General features: G+C 29.5%; 16 protein-coding genes and 1 pseudogene. 14 read left to right on the top strand and 3 right to left on the bottom strand.

Going from position 1 to position 21,010, the window contains the following annotated elements:
• Positions 1–4: 4 nt before the first annotated feature.
• The 3 genes from PZA12_RS14235 to PZA12_RS14225 are packed head-to-tail and all read left to right on the top strand — an operon-like array spanning position 5 to position 6,455.
• A complete protein-coding gene (locus PZA12_RS14235) occupies positions 5–1,129 on the top strand; it encodes a TIGR02678 family protein (protein WP_078115374.1) in 1,125 nt (374 codons plus the stop codon).
• Positions 1,130–5,179 (top strand): TIGR02680 family protein, encoded by a 4,050-nt coding sequence (locus PZA12_RS14230; RefSeq protein WP_078115375.1) that lies wholly within the window; start codon positions 1,130–1,132, stop codon positions 5,177–5,179.
• Between the two features lie 4 nt (positions 5,180–5,183).
• A complete protein-coding gene (locus PZA12_RS14225; protein WP_078115376.1) occupies positions 5,184–6,455 on the top strand; it encodes a TIGR02679 domain-containing protein in 1,272 nt (423 codons plus the stop codon).
• 311 nt (positions 6,456–6,766) lie between these two features.
• Here PZA12_RS14225 and PZA12_RS14220 read toward each other — a convergent pair whose 3' ends face one another.
• Entirely contained in the window at positions 6,767–7,750 is a 984-nt protein-coding gene (locus tag PZA12_RS14220) for a methyl-accepting chemotaxis protein (RefSeq protein WP_078115377.1), read from the bottom strand.
• A gap of 16 nt (positions 7,751–7,766) precedes the next feature.
• A complete protein-coding gene (locus tag PZA12_RS14215; RefSeq protein ID WP_078115378.1) occupies positions 7,767–8,867 on the bottom strand; it encodes an FIST signal transduction protein in 1,101 nt (366 codons plus the stop codon).
• 938 nt (positions 8,868–9,805) lie between these two features.
• Between PZA12_RS14215 and PZA12_RS14210 the strand changes: the two genes are divergently transcribed.
• From PZA12_RS14210 to PZA12_RS14170, 9 genes are all read left to right on the top strand, one after another.
• A complete protein-coding gene (locus PZA12_RS14210; RefSeq protein ID WP_078115379.1) occupies positions 9,806–10,987 on the top strand; it encodes an ABC transporter substrate-binding protein in 1,182 nt (393 codons plus the stop codon).
• A 103-nt stretch (positions 10,988–11,090) separates the two neighbouring features.
• Positions 11,091–11,975, top strand: coding sequence for a branched-chain amino acid ABC transporter permease (locus tag PZA12_RS14205; RefSeq protein ID WP_078115380.1), 885 nt, complete (start codon positions 11,091–11,093; stop codon positions 11,973–11,975).
• A gap of 9 nt (positions 11,976–11,984) precedes the next feature.
• A complete protein-coding gene (locus PZA12_RS14200; RefSeq protein ID WP_077307106.1) occupies positions 11,985–13,031 on the top strand; it encodes a branched-chain amino acid ABC transporter permease in 1,047 nt (348 codons plus the stop codon).
• Position 13,032: 1 nt separating this feature from the next.
• A complete protein-coding gene (locus PZA12_RS14195) occupies positions 13,033–13,803 on the top strand; it encodes an ABC transporter ATP-binding protein (RefSeq protein WP_012058972.1) in 771 nt (256 codons plus the stop codon).
• Position 13,804: 1 nt separating this feature from the next.
• A complete protein-coding gene (locus tag PZA12_RS14190; protein ID WP_078115381.1) occupies positions 13,805–14,509 on the top strand; it encodes an ABC transporter ATP-binding protein in 705 nt (234 codons plus the stop codon).
• 86 nt (positions 14,510–14,595) lie between these two features.
• Positions 14,596–15,219, top strand: a complete 624-nt coding sequence (locus tag PZA12_RS14185; RefSeq protein WP_078115382.1) for an AAA family ATPase — start codon at positions 14,596–14,598, stop codon at positions 15,217–15,219.
• Positions 15,220–15,233: 14 nt separating this feature from the next.
• Positions 15,234–15,689: an Lrp/AsnC family transcriptional regulator gene (locus tag PZA12_RS14180; RefSeq protein WP_078115383.1), complete on the top strand. Its 456-nt coding sequence runs from the start codon at positions 15,234–15,236 to the stop codon at positions 15,687–15,689.
• 254 nt (positions 15,690–15,943) lie between these two features.
• Complete coding sequence (locus PZA12_RS14175) at positions 15,944–16,792, top strand: D-amino acid aminotransferase (RefSeq protein WP_078115384.1); 849 nt, start codon at positions 15,944–15,946, stop codon at positions 16,790–16,792.
• Positions 16,793–16,802: 10 nt separating this feature from the next.
• Positions 16,803–17,876 (top strand): DUF4392 domain-containing protein, encoded by a 1,074-nt coding sequence (locus PZA12_RS14170; protein ID WP_078115385.1) that lies wholly within the window; start codon positions 16,803–16,805, stop codon positions 17,874–17,876.
• A 271-nt stretch (positions 17,877–18,147) separates the two neighbouring features.
• Here the strand turns inward: PZA12_RS14170 and PZA12_RS14165 are convergent, their stop codons facing one another.
• Positions 18,148–19,581: a DDE-type integrase/transposase/recombinase gene (locus PZA12_RS14165; protein WP_168983577.1), complete on the bottom strand. Its 1,434-nt coding sequence runs from the start codon at positions 19,579–19,581 to the stop codon at positions 18,148–18,150.
• A gap of 173 nt (positions 19,582–19,754) precedes the next feature.
• Here PZA12_RS14165 and PZA12_RS14160 point away from each other — a divergent pair, with 173 nt between their 5' ends.
• Together PZA12_RS14160 and PZA12_RS14155 are read left to right on the top strand one after the other, a co-directional pair.
• Positions 19,755–20,543 (top strand): putative hydro-lyase, encoded by a 789-nt coding sequence (locus PZA12_RS14160; RefSeq protein ID WP_078115386.1) that lies wholly within the window; start codon positions 19,755–19,757, stop codon positions 20,541–20,543.
• A gap of 78 nt (positions 20,544–20,621) precedes the next feature.
• Positions 20,622–20,996, top strand: a pseudogene (locus PZA12_RS14155) (LamB/YcsF family protein); the annotation flags it as partial.
• Between the last annotated feature and the right edge of the window lie 14 nt (positions 20,997–21,010).

The raw sequence follows: 21,010 nt of genomic DNA, 5'->3' as shown, positions 1-21,010 counted from the left end.
TTTAATGAAATTTACACAGCTACTTGAAAACTACATTATTTTAAAGGAAAAAGATCGTGAGCTTTATTATGATATTATAGATAATATTGATAATTATCGAGAATTTATAAATGATAATCTTTCATATAATCTGATTATTAAAGAGGATTTTATTAAGCTTGAAAAAATTCCGGCAATACCTAAAAGCTGGATGGGAATACAGAGCTTTAATAATAAAAAAGAATATATTTTCTTTTTGCTTATTTTAATGTATCTTGAAGATAAAAATAAAGAAGAGCAGTTTATTTTATCAAATGTAACTGAATATATAGAACATAATTATCCTGGTGAAAAAATAGAATGGACAGTATTTAAAAATAGAAAAAGTTTAATAACAGTATTAAAATTTTCTTTAGAACTTGGAATCATTAAGAAAAATGATGGTGAAGAAGAAGAGTTTAATAAAAGTGAAAATGGTGAAGTATTATATGAAAGTACAGGAATTTCTAGGTATGTAGTCAGAAGATTTAATAGAGAAATTTTTGATTCAGAAAGTTATATTGAACTTTTAGAAGATGCAATAGAGGGAATTAGTACTGATAAAGGTATTATACGAAAAAATAGAGTTTTTAGAGAGCTTACCTTATCCCCTATAGTATATAATAACGAAAATAGTAGTGATTATGAGTACATAAAAAATTATAGAAATTCTATAAAAAGTACCTTTGAAAAATATCTTGAATGGGATATTCATATTCATAAAAATGGGGCCATGGCAGTAATAAAAAATGCAAATGAAATTAGGGACACTTTTCCAAATGGAAAAGGAGAAAGTGCAATAACACTATTTGTTAACAGGAAAATAAAAGATATGCTTGAAGATGGAAAGCTTATTATAAATGAGAAAGATACAATTATTATAAAAGAAGAACTTTTCGATAAAATATTATTAGAAGTTAAAAAGAAATATGGACATGGTTTTACTAAGGCCTTTAGGGATGCTTTAGATAGTTACTACTTAGGAACTATAAAAAGATTTATGGAAGAATATTATTTAATTAATGTTAAAGATGGTTATGTTGAATTAATGCCGTTAATAGTAAAAGCTACAGGTAAATACCCTGATGATTATAATGGAGAGGAAAAATAGATGGAGAGATGGACAGCTAATAAATTTGGATTATTTAATTTTTGGTATTATGATGATGAAGAATTTAAATTATCAAATGGCAAAATTATATTTAGAGGAACTAATGGAAGCGGAAAGTCAGTAACTACCCAAAGTTTTATACCTCTTCTCCTTGATGGAGATAAAAGACCTTCAAGGTTAGACCCTTTTGGATCAAATGCAAGAAAAATAGAAAATTACATACTTGTTGATGAAAAAGATGAAGATAGAATTTCTTATTTATACATTGAGTTTGTAAAACCTGAATCAAATAATTACATAACAATAGGCATGGGAATGAGGGGACGTAAAGCCAAACAGTTAGATTCCTGGTATTTTATATTAAAAGATGGAAGAAGAATAAATGTTGATTTTAAATTATATAAATTCTCAGGTCAAAAGCTTCCTCTTACATCAAAACAGCTGCAAAATGAGTTAGATAATGGAAATATCTTTACAACAAGCCAGAAAGAATATATGGAAAAAGTAAATGAACATTTATTTGGATATTCTGATATTGAAAGTTACAAAGATCTTTTAAATTTATTGATTCAGCTTAGAAGTCCAAAATTATCAAAGGATTTTAAGCCAACAGTAATTTATGAGATTTTAAAGGAATCTCTAAACACTTTATCTGATGATGATTTAAGACCTATGGCGGAAGCCATGGATAACATGGATAATTTAAATTTAAGACTTGAAGAGCTTAAAAAGAGCATAGAAGGCGCAAGTAAGATAAAAAAAGTATTTGATAAATATAATTTAAATGTATTATACGAAAAGGCAGTTAAATATAAAAACAAATTAACTAACGTTGAAAAGCTTACTAAGTCATTAGAAAAAATTGAAAGTGAGTTAAAAGAGAAGGAGAAAGATACATATAATCAAAAGATTACATTAAAGGAAATGCAAAATGAGCTTAATAAAGCTAAAATTAAGGAATCAACATTAAAAGGAAATAAAGGTTTTGCTCTTAGAGATGAAATATCAAAGGAAGAAAAAGTACTAAAAGAAATTGAAGCAGAAATAAAAACAAAAGAAAATGAGAGTAATAGAATACTTCAAACTAAAATAGAAAAAGAAAATGTAACTAAAGAATTAGATAATGAATTGTATAAAAAAACAAAGAATTTTAAAGAAATTCTTGATGATGAAGAGTATTATAGAGACGAATCATTTTTTGAACATACTGAAGATTTTAGAGGTATTTTAGATAAAGATACAGAGTATGATTTTAAAAATATTTTAACCAGCATAGAGGAATATGATAATGCAGTAAGGTCTTCTTATAACTTAATTGCTAAGTATGAAAATATAACAAATGATTTAAATCTTATGGAAGAAAAACAAAGCAAGCAGCAGGGAATTGTGAAAACTAAAGAAAACATACTCTCAGAGTCAAAAGAATATTTAACTACTGTTAAAAGTGAATATATTGAAAAGATTAATGAATATATAACAAACCTTAAGGAACTTAGTATAGGTAAAGAACAAATAATAGAAATCTATAAACAAGTAAATGAAATCTATGAAATAAGTCATTGTGATAACATTAGAAACAATATTAGCGAAATAGCAGAAACTATAAAAAATAAAATAAATGAATTAAAGCTAAACAGCGAAATTTATATGAAAAAGGTACTTGAAGATATAGAGACTGTAAATAAAGAAATTGATAATCTAGTTAATTCTAAGGAAGTAATTGAAGATGAGGCTTACCTTTTAAAAGTTAAAGAAAAGCTAGATGAGAATTTGATTCCATATGAAGATTTCTATAAAGTAATTGATTTTAAAGATGATTTAGATGAAACAAAGAGAAAAAGCCTAGAAGGCAGTCTTTTGAATATGGGAATATTAACTTCATTAATAGTTCCAGAAGAGTTTAAAAATAAAGCTTTAGAAGTATTAGAAAATATAAATTATAGAATTATTTTTAGTGATGTAAATTGTGAAGAAGAGAATATTTATGAGTATTTTAATATTGAAAATGAAGTTTTTGCGAATACATATAAAGAAGATGTAAAAAGTATATTGATGTCCATATCAATAAATGAAGGAAATAAAAATAATACTTATATTAAAGACAGTGAATTTGGTATTGGGATAATTAATGGTTATAGTAATGATGATTATAATTTAAAATATATTGGTCTTAATTCAAGAGAAAATTATAGAAAAGAAAGAATAAAAAACTTAGAGAAATACAAAAATGAGAAAAATAAAGAAAAAGAAATATATGCTAAAAATATAGATGGCTTAATTGAAAGAAGTTCTATTTTAAATAAGGAAAAAGAGGAATTCCCTAAAACTGATGATATTAAAGAAACCATAAAGGTAATAGATGAAAATATAAAGAGTTTAGATAAAGAGGTAAGTGACCTTCAGTATATAAATGAGAAGATATATGGCTTAAAAGAAGAAGTTAAAAGTTTAAAAATAAAATTATTCACTGAAAGTGAAGGCATTAAAATCCCTAAAAATAAAAAAAGCTATGAAGAAGCAATGAAGGGGATTTCAGATTATAGAAAAACAATAAACAGTTTACAAAATCAATTGATAGAGATTTATTATAAACATAAAGAAAGAAAACAGCTTGAAGAGTATATTGAAGATATATTATATAATTTAGATAATGTAAATGGGGAGTTATATAAGCTTAAGGATAAAAGAAATGAAAGAATAAATAATATTCAAGGATTAACAGAAGCAATTAAAATATTTGATTTAGGTAAACTTCAAGAAGAATATGCCCTTGTAACAAATATAATAACGAATTATCCTGAAAAAATACAGGAGATTTCAGACTTTATTGCCAGAGAAGAAACAGCAATAGGATTTATTGAAGAAAAAATTGATCTAAAAAGAAAGAGTATATTAGAAGAAAAAACTCAGTTAAATTATTTTGAAGAGATTGTTAGAAATGAACTTAATCTTAAATACATAGAGGAATTAAGTGAATTAGAGTTTAAGGAGTCCATTAATTGGAGTATTGAAAATTCTAATAATATACGAGAAAATGTTAATATTCAGTCATTACTCTATGAAAATTTCAATTTAAATAAAGGGTACCTTATAGATTATCATCCTAAACTTGAAAATATTTTTAATTATGATGAAAGTGATGATACTAAAAATGAAATTTTCAAAGGATCTGCAAGATTAGATATAAAGATAAAATTTAATAAGAAGGATATATCTATTTATCAATTAATAAGTTATCTTGAAAGTGCATTAGAAGAGCAGGCATTACTTATAAATGAAAAAGAAAGAGAGGTATTTGAGGATACTCTAATAAATACCTTAAGCAGTAAAATAAATGCTAAAATCCATAAGGCAAAAGGCTGGGTAAAAGAAATTGATGAACTTATGGGAAATATGGATACATCAAGCGGTTTTAAATTATATCTAAATTGGAGACCAAAGAAGGCTGAAAATGAAGGTGAAATTAACATAAAAGATTTAACTGAAATACTAAGCACACCGCACTTTATGACAGAAGAGCAAAGAAAAAGTGTTTCTGAGCATTTTAAAGAAAAATTAAAGAGACAGAAGCGTATTGTGGATAAAGATGGTTTAAGCAGAAATTATCATACCATAATAAAGGAAGTATTGGATTATAGAGAATGGTTTGAATTTCAATTATCATTTTCAAAACCAACAGAAAGAAAAAAGGAATTAACAGATAATGAATTTTTTAAACTTTCTGGTGGAGAAAAAGCAATGGCAATGTATGTACCGCTTTTTGCAGCAGTAAATGCCAGATATAATAGTGCAGATAAAAAGGATTGTCCTAGAATAATATCCTTAGATGAAGCTTTTGCAGGAGTAGACGAAGATAACATTAGTAATATGTTTACATTAATCGAAAATTTAAAGCTTGATTATGTTTTAAACTCTCAAGTATTATGGGGAACTTATGAAAGTGTAAAAAGTTTATCTATATATGAACTTATAAGACAAGGGGAGGATGTAGTTCTGCCTTTTAAATATCACTGGAATGGTAAAGTAAAGACAATGGAAGTTGAGGTTTAGCATTATGGAAGAGGCTTTGGCTTTAATAAATAGCAATAAAATGTATAAAGTGATTTTTAAAGAAGTCTACAATAAGTTTAAGAAATATGGAAAAATAACAGGCTCTTTTGTAATAAAATCAAAGTCTGAAGAAGATACTTATGTGCTTATGAATTTCGATCAAAATGTGCTTTATGATGGAAAGGCAAAGATTAAATGCGCTTTGGTTGAAGAACTTTTTATAAAAAAACTTAAAGGTTACTCTTTTATAGAATTAATGGAAAAAGTTATAGGAAGTGAGCTTAAAAGCAATAAGGAATTAAGAGAAACAGAAAAAAATAGTATAAATGATTTTTTTGAAACTATAATTAATAAATCTCAAAATGGTAGAGGTAAGGATTGGTTTAGATATTTAGAGGAGAATAAAGCAAGAGGTTATAATACAGTAATTAGAAAATATAAAGAATATAAGGAAAATAATACTCTTAATATCTTACTTAATGAATTGATATTAGTAAATGATTCATTAAGTAAACTTCCTTATACATATAGTTCTAAAGAGAACATATCAGTGTTTGCGGCCCAAATGACTAAAAATCCACATTTTTTTGATTTAGATACTTACACTGGGAAATTATTAATTCATGGAATAAATTTTATTTTAAATAAAAAAGGTGCAGAGGCATTAGAAGAAATAAATGAATTATATTATAATGTTGGAATCTTAAAAGACGAAATATCTAATCATACAACTGTTTTTGGTCTAAATGCCTTTGATGAAGATGGTAGTGAAATAAAACCAATAAAATTGTTTAATGAATGGAAGGAACCATTGCAGCTTTCAATATCAAATTTATTAAAGATAAAGTGCATAAAAGCTGAAAATGATGAAGTTTATATTTTTGAAAATCCCTCTGTTTTTAGTAGCGTATCAAAGCAGATAAAAAGCAAAGCATCATTAATGTGTACAAGTGGACAATTAAATTTATCTTCATATATTATTATTGATAAAATAGCTGATTTAAAAACCATTTATTATGCAGGTGATTTTGATCCAGAAGGTTTGCTTATTGCTGATAAAATAAAACAAAAATATAAGGATAAAGTAAAATTTATGTTATATGATAGGTCTATATATGAAAAAATTAAATCATTAGAACCAATAAACCAAAAAAGATTAGCAATACTAGAAAACTTAAAATCTGAAGAATTAATGGATATTAAAGAAGCAATAAATAAAGAACAGAGAGCTGCATATCAAGAATTACTTATAGATGAGTATATTAAATTCATCTAATAAGGTAGATTAGTATATCATATATTTAAACAAATATTCTTTTGAATAAACATTGTTTTAAATAAAACTTTTTTACAATTTAAAAATTTAAGAATTTAAGAAGGTAAAAATAAAAAAAGTTAACAATTTATAAGAAACATAAGGGCTGAGACATATTAAAGGGCTTTGAAGATACAAATAGTATGAAGCTTGATATTGTTAAATAATTTTTATAAAAGCTGAGATTTGTACCATTGGGAAAATCTCAGCTTTTATATATAATACAAGAAATAAGGGATAATAGAATTGTTGATGATATAAATTATATTTAATTACTTTCCATTATCATTAATAGAATCAGCTAGCAAATTTTCAATCTGCTGCATAAAGTTTATAATATCGCAGATAATAGTTGATCTTGTGCTCATTCTTAAATTTAATGTATCTAATTTATTACCCAAAGAATTCACAATCTCAGTCACAGAGTCAACACCAGTTACTGCACCACTAATCTCAGAGCTTGTACGCTCAATTCCTTTAATTATATGCTGGCTAAACTCTTTTGCTTCAATAGTACAATCAGTTACTTGTTTGAAATCTTTTTGAACATTTTGAGCATATTCATAGTTATCAGTAATTGCGGTTTTAGAATTTCTGATTTCCTCTCTAAGAGAATCTATGCTTTCATATAATTCTTTAACACTTTTATCAATTCCACTAACTAATTCTGTTGTTGATAAAGATAATTTTCTAATTTCATCTGCTACAACAGAAAAACCTCTACCTGCTTCACCAGCTCTTGCTGCTTCAATAGATGCATTTAAAGCCAGGAGATTTGTATTGCTAGCTATGCCTGTTATACTATTTGACATATTTTGAATGTTTCTAGAGTTATTTTCTAATTCATGAAAAGCCTCTGTAATTGAATCTAGCTGAGTACATGTTCCGTTAATTTTATCTGCCAACGTACCCATTTTATTATCTGCCTGGTTTACTGCACTGTCAGAACGATTCATAACATCATTAATTTTATTAGCATATTGGCTAAAATCATTAAAATTAGAGTCTATATTGTTAATTACATTTTGTATGGCATTGATTTTTGAATATGTATTGTCAATTTCTTTAATGGATTGAGTCACTCTAACTTCTTCATCCATGAATTCTCCAAATTTCTTTTCCATATGTAAAATACCATAGTTAACATATTTATCGTAATTAGACGTTTTTTCTGTGTTTAATTTGTTATTCTGTTCATTTTGAATATTTTCTTCTTCGTTTTGATTTTTATTTTTTCTAAATTTAAACCAATTCATATCGCATTACCTCATTCTATTCAAATACAGCAAGAACCATTGTTTGATTAAAGTGTTGATCTCTAAGCTGTTCTCCATAACCTGCAAAACCTATATAGTTACCTAAAGCATTTCCCATATTTTTAGCAAACTCATTTAAATACCCATCTGTTTCGAAAAGCATTGATCTTGCCAGACAGTTAACCATAATAGCTAATGATGGATTTGGAACTTCTTTTTTCACAGTAGCAATTGTTTCATTAATTACATTTTTATAATCATCAGGCTCTAAAAGAACCATTTTTGAATTATTATATACTTTCGCATGGTATGACATCCCATTATTTTTAGTAACCATTTGATTTGCTGTAATATACATATCACTTCCGATAATTCTACCTAAAGGATAACTATCTAAATATTTGGGAAGATTTTCAACAGAGGTGTTTAATGCTTGTGCCATAACAAGTGCTGCTGGTTTATTATCATACTCATATACTATACGATTTCTTGTATCTACTTTAGTGGCAGTAAAATAGTGAGCAGTTTTTTTATAGATATTTTCTCTGTATAATCTGATTTTACCACTTAAATTTTTGATGATTACAAAAGCACATGTATTGTTGTATACTATGCCGTTAAAAGAAACCATTGTTTTTTCAGCCTTACCTTTGTCACCAGCAGATCCGCCAAATAGAGGAATCTTATGTTCATCAAGGACTGAATTTAATGTAGATAAAACCAATTCTTCACAGCTTATTAAAGCAGTAGAAATTTCAAAACATATGGTATTAGATTTGTCACGAAAATTATTCACACATTTAGTTACTCTGTCTATATATTTAAGAGGATATTTATCTACCTCTTCTAATATATCGGCATAACATTCAATTCCATCCTCAATCCCCATAACTATCAGTGAATTTTTATAAGCTCCATCCATGCAAAAGCTTGCAAATGTGGTGGAGCCAATAATAATGCTGTTTTGAAATTTTTCTTTAATTTTCTTAGAATATTCTTCAAAAGGTTCAACATTGGAAAAAAATAAAATTAATTTGGGTGCTTTAAGCCCAAGTGTAGCTTCTGATACTGCTTCATTTAAATCACCTTTTGAACTTTTTCCTACTTTATAATTCATACGTACCACCTTCTATAATAAAGTGCATAATATTACATACAATAAATTTTTAATTATGCAAAATTACTCAATATATCCATAAATTTGTCTATTCATTGATAATTGTACGTACTACACAAATAAAAGTCAATGAAAATATTGGATTATTTACATGATTTTAACCTTTAGAGTTGTAAGTACAGCTTTATATTTCATTTATGGATCTAATTCTTGATAAAGCACGTGAGTATACAAAAAACACTTGAATTTAGATCAAGATTTTTTTGAGTAATTGTTAATCTATTGTATATAGCTGTAGCTTAGAAGCAGGGAAATGGAAATAGTTAAATTCTAACAAATGAAAGAGAAATTAAAAAGGCATTTTTAAAGGATGCAGATTCAGAAAAATTAGAAAGACTTGGACAAGTTGAACAAATTATGATGTTTGAATTGTAGTGAGTTCTCAGAACTACAACTTTAGGTAGTAACGAGAAGTTTAGAAAGAATTATCTGAACAGTATGGTAAACAAGTATGGTACTAAGGAAGAAGCAGTTGATAAACTTATAACAATAATTATACAAATCGAAAAAAATATTGAATATTAAGAAAAAACTGAAAATATTTTTGAAATTACAATTATTCTCATAATAGTTATTGACAATTGTACAACATACCGTATAATAGATTTATACACAATGGCTGGTGTTAATAACACCAGCTATTTTTTTTACAATAATTTTAACGTTAAAAAATTATCCTACAATAATTCTTGGGAATATATTCAAAATAGAAAAGTAAATATTATTATGCATAATATGGTGTAAACATAAAATAGGATTAAAAATATTAACTATATGACAAAGGTGTCTATAAAATCAAGGAAGATTTTATAGGCGCTTTTTTTGTATAAAGCAGGACTAGTATTAAATAAAAAATTGAAAATTTGGAGGAGATATTTATGATAAGAAAGGCATTTTTCAAAAGAATATTAGGGGTAGTAACTATAGCTGCAATGACAGCAACAATGGTTATGGGGTGTAGTGAGACAGCTAAAGTAAGTTCAAATGGGGGAAGTGCAGCTAGTGGAGATACAATTAAGATCGGAGGAGTATTTCCATTAACTGGTGATGTTCCGGCTTTAGGTGCAGCAATGGAAAACGGATCTAAACTTGCAATAAAAGAAATAAACGATGCTGGTGGCGTTCTTGGTAAAAAGTTAGAGCTTGTTTCAGAAGACGATCAAAATCAAGCAGCAACAGCGCCAAATGCCATTACAAAGTTAATTACGCAAGATAAAGTTTCGGCAGTAGTCGGAACATATGCAAGTAAATGTTCAATTCCAATGGCAGCAGTTGCAAAAGATTCAAAAGTAGTTATGATTACACCAGGGTCAACAAATGAGAAAGTTACTACTGAAGGTGGAGATTATGTATTTAGAGCATGTTTTATAGATCCATTACAAGGTCAAGTTGGTGCAAAATTCGCGTCAGAAAATTTAAAAGCTAAAAAAGTAGCAATGCTTTATGATATTGGTAATGATTATTGTGTAGGTATTTCAAAAGAATTCAAGAAAAACTTTGAAGCGGCAGGTGGTACTGTAGCATATGAAAAAACTTACAATGCAGGAGAAAGTGATTTCAAAGCATTTTTAACTGAAATAAAAGAATTAAATGTGGATGTAATTTATCTTCCAGATAACTACTCAACTGTTGGATTAATTGCAAAACAAGCAAGAGAAATTGGTATAAAGGCACCATTCTTAGGTAGTGATTCATGGAGTGATCCAGGTCTTGTAAAAGTTGGAGGAGATGCTATTGAAGGATCTTACTTTACAGATCACTTATCATTAAAATCAGATAATGCATCAATTAAAAAGTTCGTTGAAAATTACAAAAAAGAATATAATGGTGATCCTAGTGCATTCTCAGTACTTAGCTATGATTCAGTATACATTTTAGCAGAGGCAATTAAAAAAGCAGGCAGCACAGATGAAAATGCCATTAAAGATGCAATGGCTAAGTTAGATGCAGATTGTGGAACTACACATTATAAATTTGATGATAAACATAACCCAATTAAGAGTGTAGTTATTAATAAAGTTGTAAAAGGACAATTTGAATTTGAAACTGAGGTTAAATAATTCTAAAGAAAATTAAATTTTATTGTTTAGCGTCTATATTAATGGGGTAAGCTGTAATTTAAGTAGACCTAGAGATATAGCCTTTTATAAAGGAGAGGTGTACATGAGTACTTTATTACAACAAATTGTAAATGGTATATGCCTAGGTAGTGTATATGCATTAATAGCTATTGGCTACACTATGGTATATGGAATTATTAAATTAATTAATTTTGCTCACTGTGATATTTATATGGTTGGTGCTTTCTTAGGGTACTTTGCAGCAACTGTATTAGGTCTTGGATTTATTCCATGTTTAATTTTTTCTATGGTTTCATGCGCTGTCTTAGGTATGTTAATTGAAAGAATTGCTTATAAACCACTTAGGAATTCACCTAATGTAACATTGTTAATAACCACAATGGGAATGGAACTTATATTACAAAACTTTGTTAAAGCTGATTTTGTTGCAGGTCCAAATACTAGAAATTTTCCAGAAGTAATTCCTTTAATTTCTTATAAAGTTGGAGCAATAACAATAAGTAATCTTCAAATAACAGCACTTGCTATTACTATTATATTATGTGTTGCATTACAATACCTTGTAAATAAAACTAGAACAGGTAGAGCAATGAGAGCAACTTCTTATGATAGAGATGCAGCAGCATTAATGGGAATAAATATTAATAGAGTAATTTCTTTAACTTTTGCTTTAGGTTCAGCACTAGCTGCCACAGCAGGTGTACTTGTTGGTATGCTATATCCTAGACTTGAGCCTGCTATGGGTGTTATGCCAGGACTTAAATCTTTCGTAGCTGCTGTTCTTGGGGGCATTGGAATTATACCAGGGGCTATGTTTGGTGGACTTGCAATGGGGCTTATTGAGACTTTATCAAAGGTATATATTAGTTCAGGATTATCAGATGCAATTGCTTTTTCAATTTTAATTATAATTCTTATTGTAAAACCAACAGGTTTATTTGGTAAGAAAAACAATGTGAAGGTGTAGGTGATAAAAATGGTAAATAAGATAAGCAAAAATGAAGATAATCCAAGCTTAAGCTTGGTTAAAACCACATATACGAGATATATGATTACAACAGTTGTCCTTGCCTTAATTTATGTGTTTTTAATGTTTCTTGTAAACCAAGGAATAATTGGTGATTATATACTAAGAATTATGAAACAAATTGGTATTTTTTTAATTGCAGCCTTAGGTCTTAATCTTATATTAGGGTTTACTGGTCAATTTACTATGGGACATGCTGCTTTTATGTCAATAGGAGCATATGGCTCTGCAATAATGACTAAAAATTTTAATATGCCCTTTCCAATTGCCTTACTTGTAGGAATCATATTAGCTGGAATTTTAGCAGCGTTAATTGGATATCCAATATTAAGACTTAAAGGGGATTATTTAGCTATTTGTACCTTAGGGTTTGGAGAAATAGTAAAGGTAGTAATTCAAAATGTAGATTATGTTGGTGGTGCTAGAGGGATTTCAGGAATACCAGGAAGCACTTCTTTCTTAATAGTATTAATAGGTGTAGCACTTTGTTATGCAATACTAAAAAATTTAATTCATTCTTCAAAAGGTAGAGCAATTATGGCAATTAGAGAAGATGAAATAGCAGCAGAAGCTATGGGAATAAATTCTACTAAATACAAGATGATTGCATTTATTATAGGTAGCAGTATGGCTGGTCTTGCTGGGGGCTTATATGCACACTTTAATTCTTTTATTGATCCAGCAAGCTTTGCATTTTCAAAGTCAATTGAGTTAATAACTTATGTAGTACTTGGTGGAATGGGAAGTTTATCAGGAACTGTAATTGGAACTTCAATTCTTATTTATTTACCTGAATGTCTAAGAGGACTTAGTGAGGTATTTAAGACATATCGTATTTTAATATATGCTGTTATGCTTGTGCTCATGATGATTTTCCGTCCACAAGGTATTCTTGGAACAAGGGAAATTACAGTAGATAATATAATAAAATTTTTTAAGAAATTCGGGAAAAACTCTACAAAAAATATAGTTCAAAGCGAAAAGGCTGGTGAGTAGTATGTCTTTACTTTCAGTAGAAAAATTAACAATAAAATTTGGTGGTCTTACTGCCGTTTCTGATGTAAATATGGAAATTGGGGAACATCAATTAATTGGTCTTATAGGTCCAAATGGTGCAGGTAAAACAACTCTTTTTAATATGCTTACTGGCGTATATAAACCAACAGAAGGAAAAATACAATTAAATGGTGAACGTATTGATGGAACTAAACCTTATGATATTACATCAAAGCATATTGCTAGAACATTTCAGAATATTAGACTTTTCACTGAATTAACTGTACTTGAAAATGTTATGATTAGTTTTAACTTTCAAGCAAAATCTAGTTTGTTTACATCTATTATTAAGACTCCAGCTCACATTTATGAGGAACAAAAAATGAAGCAAGAGGCTTTAGAAATATTAAAAATTTTTAAATTAGATGATAGTGCAGATGAGCTTGCGAGTAATCTCCCTTATGGTAAACAAAGAAGATTAGAAATAGCTAGAGCGTTAGCAGCTAAACCTAAGCTTTTACTTCTTGATGAGCCAGCCGCTGGTATGAATCCTCAAGAAACAGTGGAACTTACTGAACTTATTCGCTGGATAAAAAATGAGTTTAAAATATCTATTTTACTTATCGAACATGATATGAAACTTGTAATGAATGTATGTGAATACATTTATGTGCTTTCTTTTGGCGAAATTATTGCTAAAGGAATTCCAAAGGAAATTCAAAAAAATCCACAAGTAATTGAAGCGTATTTAGGAAAGGGGGCGGCACAATAATATGTTAAAAGTAGAAAATATTAATATATCTTATGGTGCAATTCATGCTATTCACGATTTGAGTTTAGAAGTAAATAATGGAGAAATTGTAACTTTAATTGGAGCTAATGGTGCTGGGAAAACTAGTACACTCAGAGCAATTAGCGGTTTAAATCCAATTAAATCTGGTGAAATCACTTATAATGGCAAAATAATTGGCAATATTGGAGCACATAAGATAGTATCTTATGGTCTTAGCCAAGTTCCAGAAGGAAGAAGAGTATTTGGTGATCAGACAATAGAAGAAAATCTTTTATTAGGAGCTTATTTAAGAAAGAGTAAATCTGAAATTAAAGCATCAATGGAAGAGGTATTTACATTGTTTCCAAGAGTAAAGGAAAGAAGAAAGCAGCTTGCAGGAACTATGTCAGGTGGTGAGCAGCAAATGCTTGCAATAGGGAGAGCGTTAATGGCAAAACCTAAATTATTATTGCTTGATGAACCATCAATGGGTCTTGCTCCTATTGTAGTTGAAGAAATCTTTGAAATAATAAAAAACATCCGTAAAGCTGGAACAACAATTCTTTTAGTAGAGCAAAATGCAAATGCTGCACTTCAAATAGCTGATAGAGGTTATGTTTTAGAAACAGGTAGTGTTGTATTAGAAGGATTAGCACAAGATTTATTACATGACGATTCTGTTAGAAAAGCATACTTAGGAGAATAAAAGGATGACCATATGAAATGATAGTGTAAAGTAAGTTATGAAAAAAATAAAGGTAATTTACATTATTAAATGAAGGGGGAGGTAATATGGACAGGTTTGTAATTGCAATCACAAGAACTTGTGGAAGTGGTGGAACAACAATTGGTAAAATGCTTTCAAAGGATCTAGAGATTAATATGTATGATAGAGAATTATTACGTTTAGCATCAGAGGATAGTGGAATTAATGAATCACTATTTGCAAATGCAGATGAGCATGTTAAAAGTAGCTTATTATATATGGTGTCAAAGAAGGTATATGAAGGTGAATTGATTCCGCCAGAAAGTAATGATTTTACCTCAAATGATAATTTATTTAATTATCAAGCTAAGATACTGCGGGAGTTAGCAGAAAGAGAATCTTATGTTGTAATAGGGCGTTGTGCAGATTATATTTTAAAGGATAATCCAAATGTATTTAAGATTTTTATTCATGCATCTAATGAGTATTGTATTAAACATCAAATGGAAAGTTTGTGTATTTCAGAAAAAGAGGCTGCTAAGCAAATTAGGAAATTGAATAAGTATAGAAGAGGATACTATTATTACCACACTGGAAACAAGTGGGAAAACGTAAAAAATTATGACTTATCTCTTGATACTAGTAAATTAGGAATTGAAAATTGTGTTAAATATATTAAAGAATATATTAAGTTAAGAATGAATTCTTAATTAAGGAGATATTTATGGATAAAATGGATTACAAAATATTAAAGTGTTTGAGATCAAATGCTAGAATTAAAGCAGCCTCTATAAGTAATGAAATTCATTTATCAGTTTCAGCAGTTCTTGAGCGCATACATAAAATGGAGAAAAATAAGGTAATTCAAAATTATACCATTATAGTAGATCAAAAAAAATTAGATAATGATGTGTGTGCTTTGATGGAAGTTAGTCTTGAACATCCAAAGTTCTATGATAAATTTACTTCAGCAATTAAATGTAATGATAATATTGTTTCATGTTATTATTTAACTGGAGATTATGATTTTATGCTTAAAATAATTTGTCAATCATCTGATCATCTTGAGAAAATTCATCGTGCAATAAAAAGCATAGAAGGAGTATCAGCAACTAAAACTCATTTTGTTTTAAAAAATATAAAAAATACTTTTTCTGTAATACCAGATGTAGAAGAGTAAATAGGCATATTAAAAATTTGAGGTTTATAACTGAATTTTTTAAAATATAAGAAAAAATTTTGGTAATATAGCAAATAGCAATAAAATTAACTGGAATTTTAAAAAATATTGAAAAATATTTCTGTAGGATATACTATATGAATATAGTATTAGTATCCAAGAAAAACCAGATATACTTTAGACGAAGAAGTCAAATTCAAAGGTCTAAAATATGTCTGGTTTTTTTATTTTAAAAATTTAAGGAGGAAAACAAAATGGAGAATTTAGGTTATTATAATGGAAAGTTTGGATTATTAGAGGAAATGACAGTGCCAATGCTTGATCGTGTTTGTTATTTTGGAGATGGAGTTTATGATGCTACTTATAGCAGAAATCATAAGATTTTTGCATTGGACGAGCATATTGAAAGATTTTACAACAGCGCTGGTTTATTAGGAATTAAAATTCCTTATTCAAAGGAGCAAGTAAAAGAAATCCTTAAGGAGATGGTATTAAGGGTTGATTCAGGAGAACAATTTGTATATTGGCAAATTACTAGAGGAACTGGAATGAGAAATCATGCTTTTCCTGGAGATGAGGTCCCTGCAAATCTATGGATTATGTTAAAACCATTAAATATTAAGGATATGTCAAAAAAATTAAAGTTAATCACTTTAGAAGACACTAGATTTTTACACTGTAATATCAAAACCTTAAATTTATTACCAAGTGTAATTGCATCTCAAAAAACTGAAGAGGCAGGATGTCAGGAAGCTGTATTTCATAGAGGGGATAGAGTAACTGAATGTGCACATAGCAATGTATCAATTCTTAAAGATGGTATATTAAAAACTGCTCCAACAGACAATTTAATTTTACCTGGTATAGCAAGAGCTCACCTTATTAAAATGTGTAAATCATTTAATATTCCTGTAGATGAAACAGCATTTACCTTGAAGGAATTAATGGAGGCAGATGAAGTTATTGTTACTAGTTCAGGTCAATTTTGTATGGCAACTAGTGAAATAGATGGAATACCTGTAGGGGGAAAAGCACCAGAGCTTGTAAAGAAATTACAAGATGCATTGTTAAATGAGTTTTTAGAAGAAACAAAAACAGAATAGGAGGGGGAATATGAATCAACAAGAATTAACAATATTTAATTTGGGAGAGAATTTAGATAATTTAATGAATTTAGACCCTAGGGGATATGGTGTATGCCGCATTTTATATTCTGCAGCAAGAGAATATACAAAAGAGCCTTTAACTACAAATGCAGCAAAAAAATTGGTGAACACCTTAAAAGATGGCGACTTAGTCTATATAATGACTGGGTTTGTACTTCTTCCTTTTAAAAAGGCTGAGATGGATGGAATTGTTAGCTCTATGATATTAGCTAGAGCTTTAGTTAAAGCTTTTAATGTGAAACCTGTAATAATATGTCCTGAAGATAATATGGAGGCTGTAAAAAATTTGGCGCAAGTAATAGGAGTTCACTTATATGATAGCATAGAGGAATTAAAAGAATATCCTATATCTATTGCAGCTGTACCATTTACAAAGGATGAAAATGTAGCTGCCAAGCAGGCTGATGAAATCATAGCTAAGGGATTACCAAGTGCTGTTATTAGTATTGAGTGTCCAGGGGCAAATTCAATTGGTGTTTATCATAATGCAGTAGGACTAAATGTAACTGAATTAGAGGCAAAACAAGATATTTTGTTTACTAAATTACAGGACAAGGGTGTTCTTAATATAGCAATAGGAGATCTTGGAAATGAAATTGGTATGGGAACTATTAGTGAACATTTACAAGAATACATTCCATATGCAGCTAAAGGAAAATGTAATTGTGGATGTAATGGTGGAATTGCAGTAGCTACAAAGGCAGATAATATTATTACTGCAACAGTTTCTGACTGGGGATGTTATGGGCTAATTGCGGCAATAGCTTATTTAAAGAAAGATTTAGAAATACTACATACAAAAGAGTTACAAGAAGAAGCAATGGTTGTAGCTTCAAGAAGTGGAATGATAGATATGTATGGATGGCTTGTGCCTGCTATAGATGGATTTGGATTATCAATGAATCTTTCAATAGTTAATTTGATGAGAGAATGTGTATCTTATTCTATTAAATTAGAAGATACCTGTGCAACTTGGTTTGATAAAGTTATTGAATTAGGTTTTTATGAAAATGTTGTGTAGGGTTCTGACCATTGGGATGATTTATCAAGTAGTGATGTAGGAATAATTATTGGTAGTGTAAAAAATATATGAAAAATCAATCCAACTACCATTTAATGTTAAATTATGTTTGCTAGTTGCCCTTGACACACCTAAAGATAAATGGTCTTAGGCAGTTAAGGACGGGTGAATGATAATTTTGAACATGACTAATAGACCCGCCTATTGAGATATTTTACCATTTATCTTTGTGGGCGTGTCAAGGGTGCGTTTCACCAACTGCTTTAGATCATTAGGCAGTTATTGTACAGTTATTTAGAACAAAGTCTTGAGATAGTTCAATAAATTTGCACCATCTAGTAGGCATGTTGGACATTGACTCTAACTCTTCAAGGATTACAGGAGTTTTGCCTTCAAGGGCAGAATGTGGTCTTAGAAAGTTAAAGTATGCCACAAACATAGTTACAAATGCAACCGACCCGTTAGGACTTCCGAAGCCAGTAGTAGCTCTATAATTGCCTTTAAAGGTTCGGTTAAGACGTTCAATAATTTGCTTCAATGGCCTATATTCTTTTGAAACTTCATCTTTATTGGTTAAGCCTATAACTTGAGTAACATCGAATTTTATACTATGGCTTGCAAAGAAGTGCTGTGCAAGAAGATATATAGGGTTACCATCAGTTATAAGATTAAGATCTTCAGGTATTTCTTTTAACTTACTTAGAACATCATCGATGGCTTTTACAGCCGTTTCGGTATCTCTATGTGGTGATACTCTGTAAGATAGAATAATCTTTTTAACAGCATCAAAAAAGAAGAAAATATAGTTCCACTTACCGTTAACTTTTATGTAGGTTTCATCGCCGCAGAAAGAGTCAGAAAGTTTATAATCGTAGTTATCTATAAATGGCTTAACTACAATTGAAACGGCATTAACATAGTTTAAAATTGCTTGATGAGATATTTTAATATCATGAATATCTTTAAGCAATGCAGCTGTCTTTCTGGAAGATAAACCGTAGTTAACGTAGTAAGTTAGAATGAGTCCTAAGGTGTAAGAAGAAATCATAATGTTTGGAAGAGAAACCTTTGATTTTACCGGACTTTCTTTAGAAAGTGGCTTAAAGTCAAAAGTGAAATCTCTAAATATGTATCTAACTTTGAACTTACCAGGATTCTTCTTAAAATCTTGTTTTTCAGATTTTGTCATTGATTTAAGATTATTTTGGTAAAAAGAGCAATTATCATTCTTACACTTATAAACGTAGAAATCCTTACGCGCCTTGATTCTTTCAAGTGTTTTACTGCAGTGAGGACATCTTAACACTATGGATTTCTGATAGTAATTTTTAGGATTGAATGTGGTATCACAGACTTTGCAAAGATATTGTCCTCGGCCTCCGTTATTATCGTAAAGATAGGTATGTGGAGCACCACACTTAGGACAGATAACATCCTTAGGAGCTAACGCTTTGTTTTTGCGAGGTTTCACAGGAGCAAATTCTTTGCCGTGCTTAAACTCATATTCAGCTATTAGAAGCTTATAGTTAAGTTTTTCGGGAACATCAAAGATTGGTTGATCATCTACTTGAAGCTTTCGGTATTCTTTCTTAACAGGTTCGTCCGAAATGCTTTTAAGCAAGTTTTTGCCAACCAGCAAAGTCATGAGATACTTTATAATTTCAATAAGATAAATTACAGTTTCAAGAAGAAACTTATTAATCATGGTAATAGCTTGCCTCCTTTTTTAGTTCAGTGTTTTTGTTTTGCAAGTATAAAATATCTTAACTTTTTGGGGGTGGCAAGTTATTTATATAAAAAATAAGAAAAATTAAAGGGTTGCTGCCTTAGTTAGATAAAAAACTTTGACAGTACCTAATTATTAGGAAGGGGATAATTATGGATTATTCTAAGATGAAACCGAGTGAAGTTCGAAATTTAATACGTGAAGGCAAAATTACAGGGCCAACTTCAGGAATGTGTGCTGGATATGCACAAGCTAATTTGGTTATCTTGCCAAAGGAGTTAGCCTATGATTTCTTATTATTTAGTCAAAGAAATCCAAAAGCTTGTCCTATATTAGAAGTTAGTGATGTGGGAAGCAGGAGTTTAAGATATATTGCAGAAGATGCAGATATAGCTAAGGATATACCTAAATATAGAGTTTATGAAGATGGAATATTAACTGGTGAATATACTAGTGTTGAGCATTTATGGAGAGACGATTTTGTGAGCTTTTTAATAGGGTGCAGCTTTTCATTTGAATCAGAGCTTTTAGAGGCTGGAGTACCTGTAAGGCATATAGAAGAAAATTGTAACGTGCCAATGTTTATAACCAATATAGAGTGTGAACCAGCGGGGATCTTTAATGGAAAAATGGTTGTAAGCATGAGACCTATTCCCTATAATCAAATTGTTAAATCAGTAATGGTTACTGGAGCAATGCCAAAGGTTCATGGAACACCAATTCATATAGGAGAACCTTCTGTTATTGGAATTTCAGACATTAGCAAGCCTGATTTTGGAGATAGTGTTAAAATAAAAGAAGGAGAAGTTCCAGTATTTTGGCCTTGTGGTGTGACACCACAATCTGTGGTTATGAATGTTAAACCTAAAATAGTGATTACACATTCTCCTGGCCATATGCTTATAACGGATACTAAAAATATAGACATTAAATTCAGTTAAGAGCGTTGAGTTATGAGTTAATGATGAAATCCTTGCAGGATTTCTATAATAAATAGATAAGAAAGCCTATGGCTTTCGATATCAATTGCTAACATAGCCTGTGGATTTCATGCAGCAGATCCGCTTGTAATGGAGTATGCAGTAAAATTAGCTAAGGCAGATGGCGTTAGTATTGGTGCTCATCCTGGGTTCCCTGATTTAGTGGGATTTGGAAGAAGAAATATGAATGTATCTCCAAAAGAAGCTAAAGCTATGGTGCAATATCAAATTGGTGCTTTAGATTCTTTTTGGAAAACAAGGTTATAGCTATTACAAGGTGAAGATATACCAATTAAAGTGGATTCTATATGTGTCCATGGAGATGGAGCTAAGGCATTGGAATTTGTAAAAAAAATTAAGCTTAGCCTTGAAGAAGAAAATATAGAAATCATTCCATTACACAAAATATACTAATATATAATAAAGAA

It is taken from the genome of Clostridium beijerinckii (assembly GCF_036699995.1).
Taxonomy (GTDB): Bacteria; Bacillota; Clostridia; order Clostridiales; family Clostridiaceae; genus Clostridium; species Clostridium helianthi.
This window is presented reverse-complemented; position numbering and strand designations above follow the sequence as displayed.

Excerpts from the sequence above, each read along its gene's own strand:
- PZA12_RS14235 (WP_078115374.1), top strand. The coding sequence starts at position 5 with ATGAAATTTACACAGCTACTTGAAAACTACATTATTTTAAAGGAAAAA.
- PZA12_RS14230 (WP_078115375.1), top strand. The coding sequence starts at position 1,130 with ATGGAGAGATGGACAGCTAATAAATTTGGATTATTTAATTTTTGGTAT.
- PZA12_RS14225 (WP_078115376.1), top strand. The coding sequence starts at position 5,184 with ATGGAAGAGGCTTTGGCTTTAATAAATAGCAATAAAATGTATAAAGTG.
- PZA12_RS14220 (WP_078115377.1), bottom strand. The coding sequence starts at position 7,750 with ATGAATTGGTTTAAATTTAGAAAAAATAAAAATCAAAACGAAGAAGAA.
- PZA12_RS14215 (WP_078115378.1), bottom strand. The coding sequence starts at position 8,867 with ATGAATTATAAAGTAGGAAAAAGTTCAAAAGGTGATTTAAATGAAGCA.
- PZA12_RS14210 (WP_078115379.1), top strand. The coding sequence starts at position 9,806 with ATGATAAGAAAGGCATTTTTCAAAAGAATATTAGGGGTAGTAACTATA.
- PZA12_RS14205 (WP_078115380.1), top strand. The coding sequence starts at position 11,091 with ATGAGTACTTTATTACAACAAATTGTAAATGGTATATGCCTAGGTAGT.
- PZA12_RS14200 (WP_077307106.1), top strand. The coding sequence starts at position 11,985 with ATGGTAAATAAGATAAGCAAAAATGAAGATAATCCAAGCTTAAGCTTG.
- PZA12_RS14195 (WP_012058972.1), top strand. The coding sequence starts at position 13,033 with ATGTCTTTACTTTCAGTAGAAAAATTAACAATAAAATTTGGTGGTCTT.
- PZA12_RS14190 (WP_078115381.1), top strand. The coding sequence starts at position 13,805 with ATGTTAAAAGTAGAAAATATTAATATATCTTATGGTGCAATTCATGCT.
- PZA12_RS14185 (WP_078115382.1), top strand. The coding sequence starts at position 14,596 with ATGGACAGGTTTGTAATTGCAATCACAAGAACTTGTGGAAGTGGTGGA.
- PZA12_RS14180 (WP_078115383.1), top strand. The coding sequence starts at position 15,234 with ATGGATAAAATGGATTACAAAATATTAAAGTGTTTGAGATCAAATGCT.
- PZA12_RS14175 (WP_078115384.1), top strand. The coding sequence starts at position 15,944 with ATGGAGAATTTAGGTTATTATAATGGAAAGTTTGGATTATTAGAGGAA.
- PZA12_RS14170 (WP_078115385.1), top strand. The coding sequence starts at position 16,803 with ATGAATCAACAAGAATTAACAATATTTAATTTGGGAGAGAATTTAGAT.
- PZA12_RS14165 (WP_168983577.1), bottom strand. The coding sequence starts at position 19,581 with ATGATTAATAAGTTTCTTCTTGAAACTGTAATTTATCTTATTGAAATT.
- PZA12_RS14160 (WP_078115386.1), top strand. The coding sequence starts at position 19,755 with ATGGATTATTCTAAGATGAAACCGAGTGAAGTTCGAAATTTAATACGT.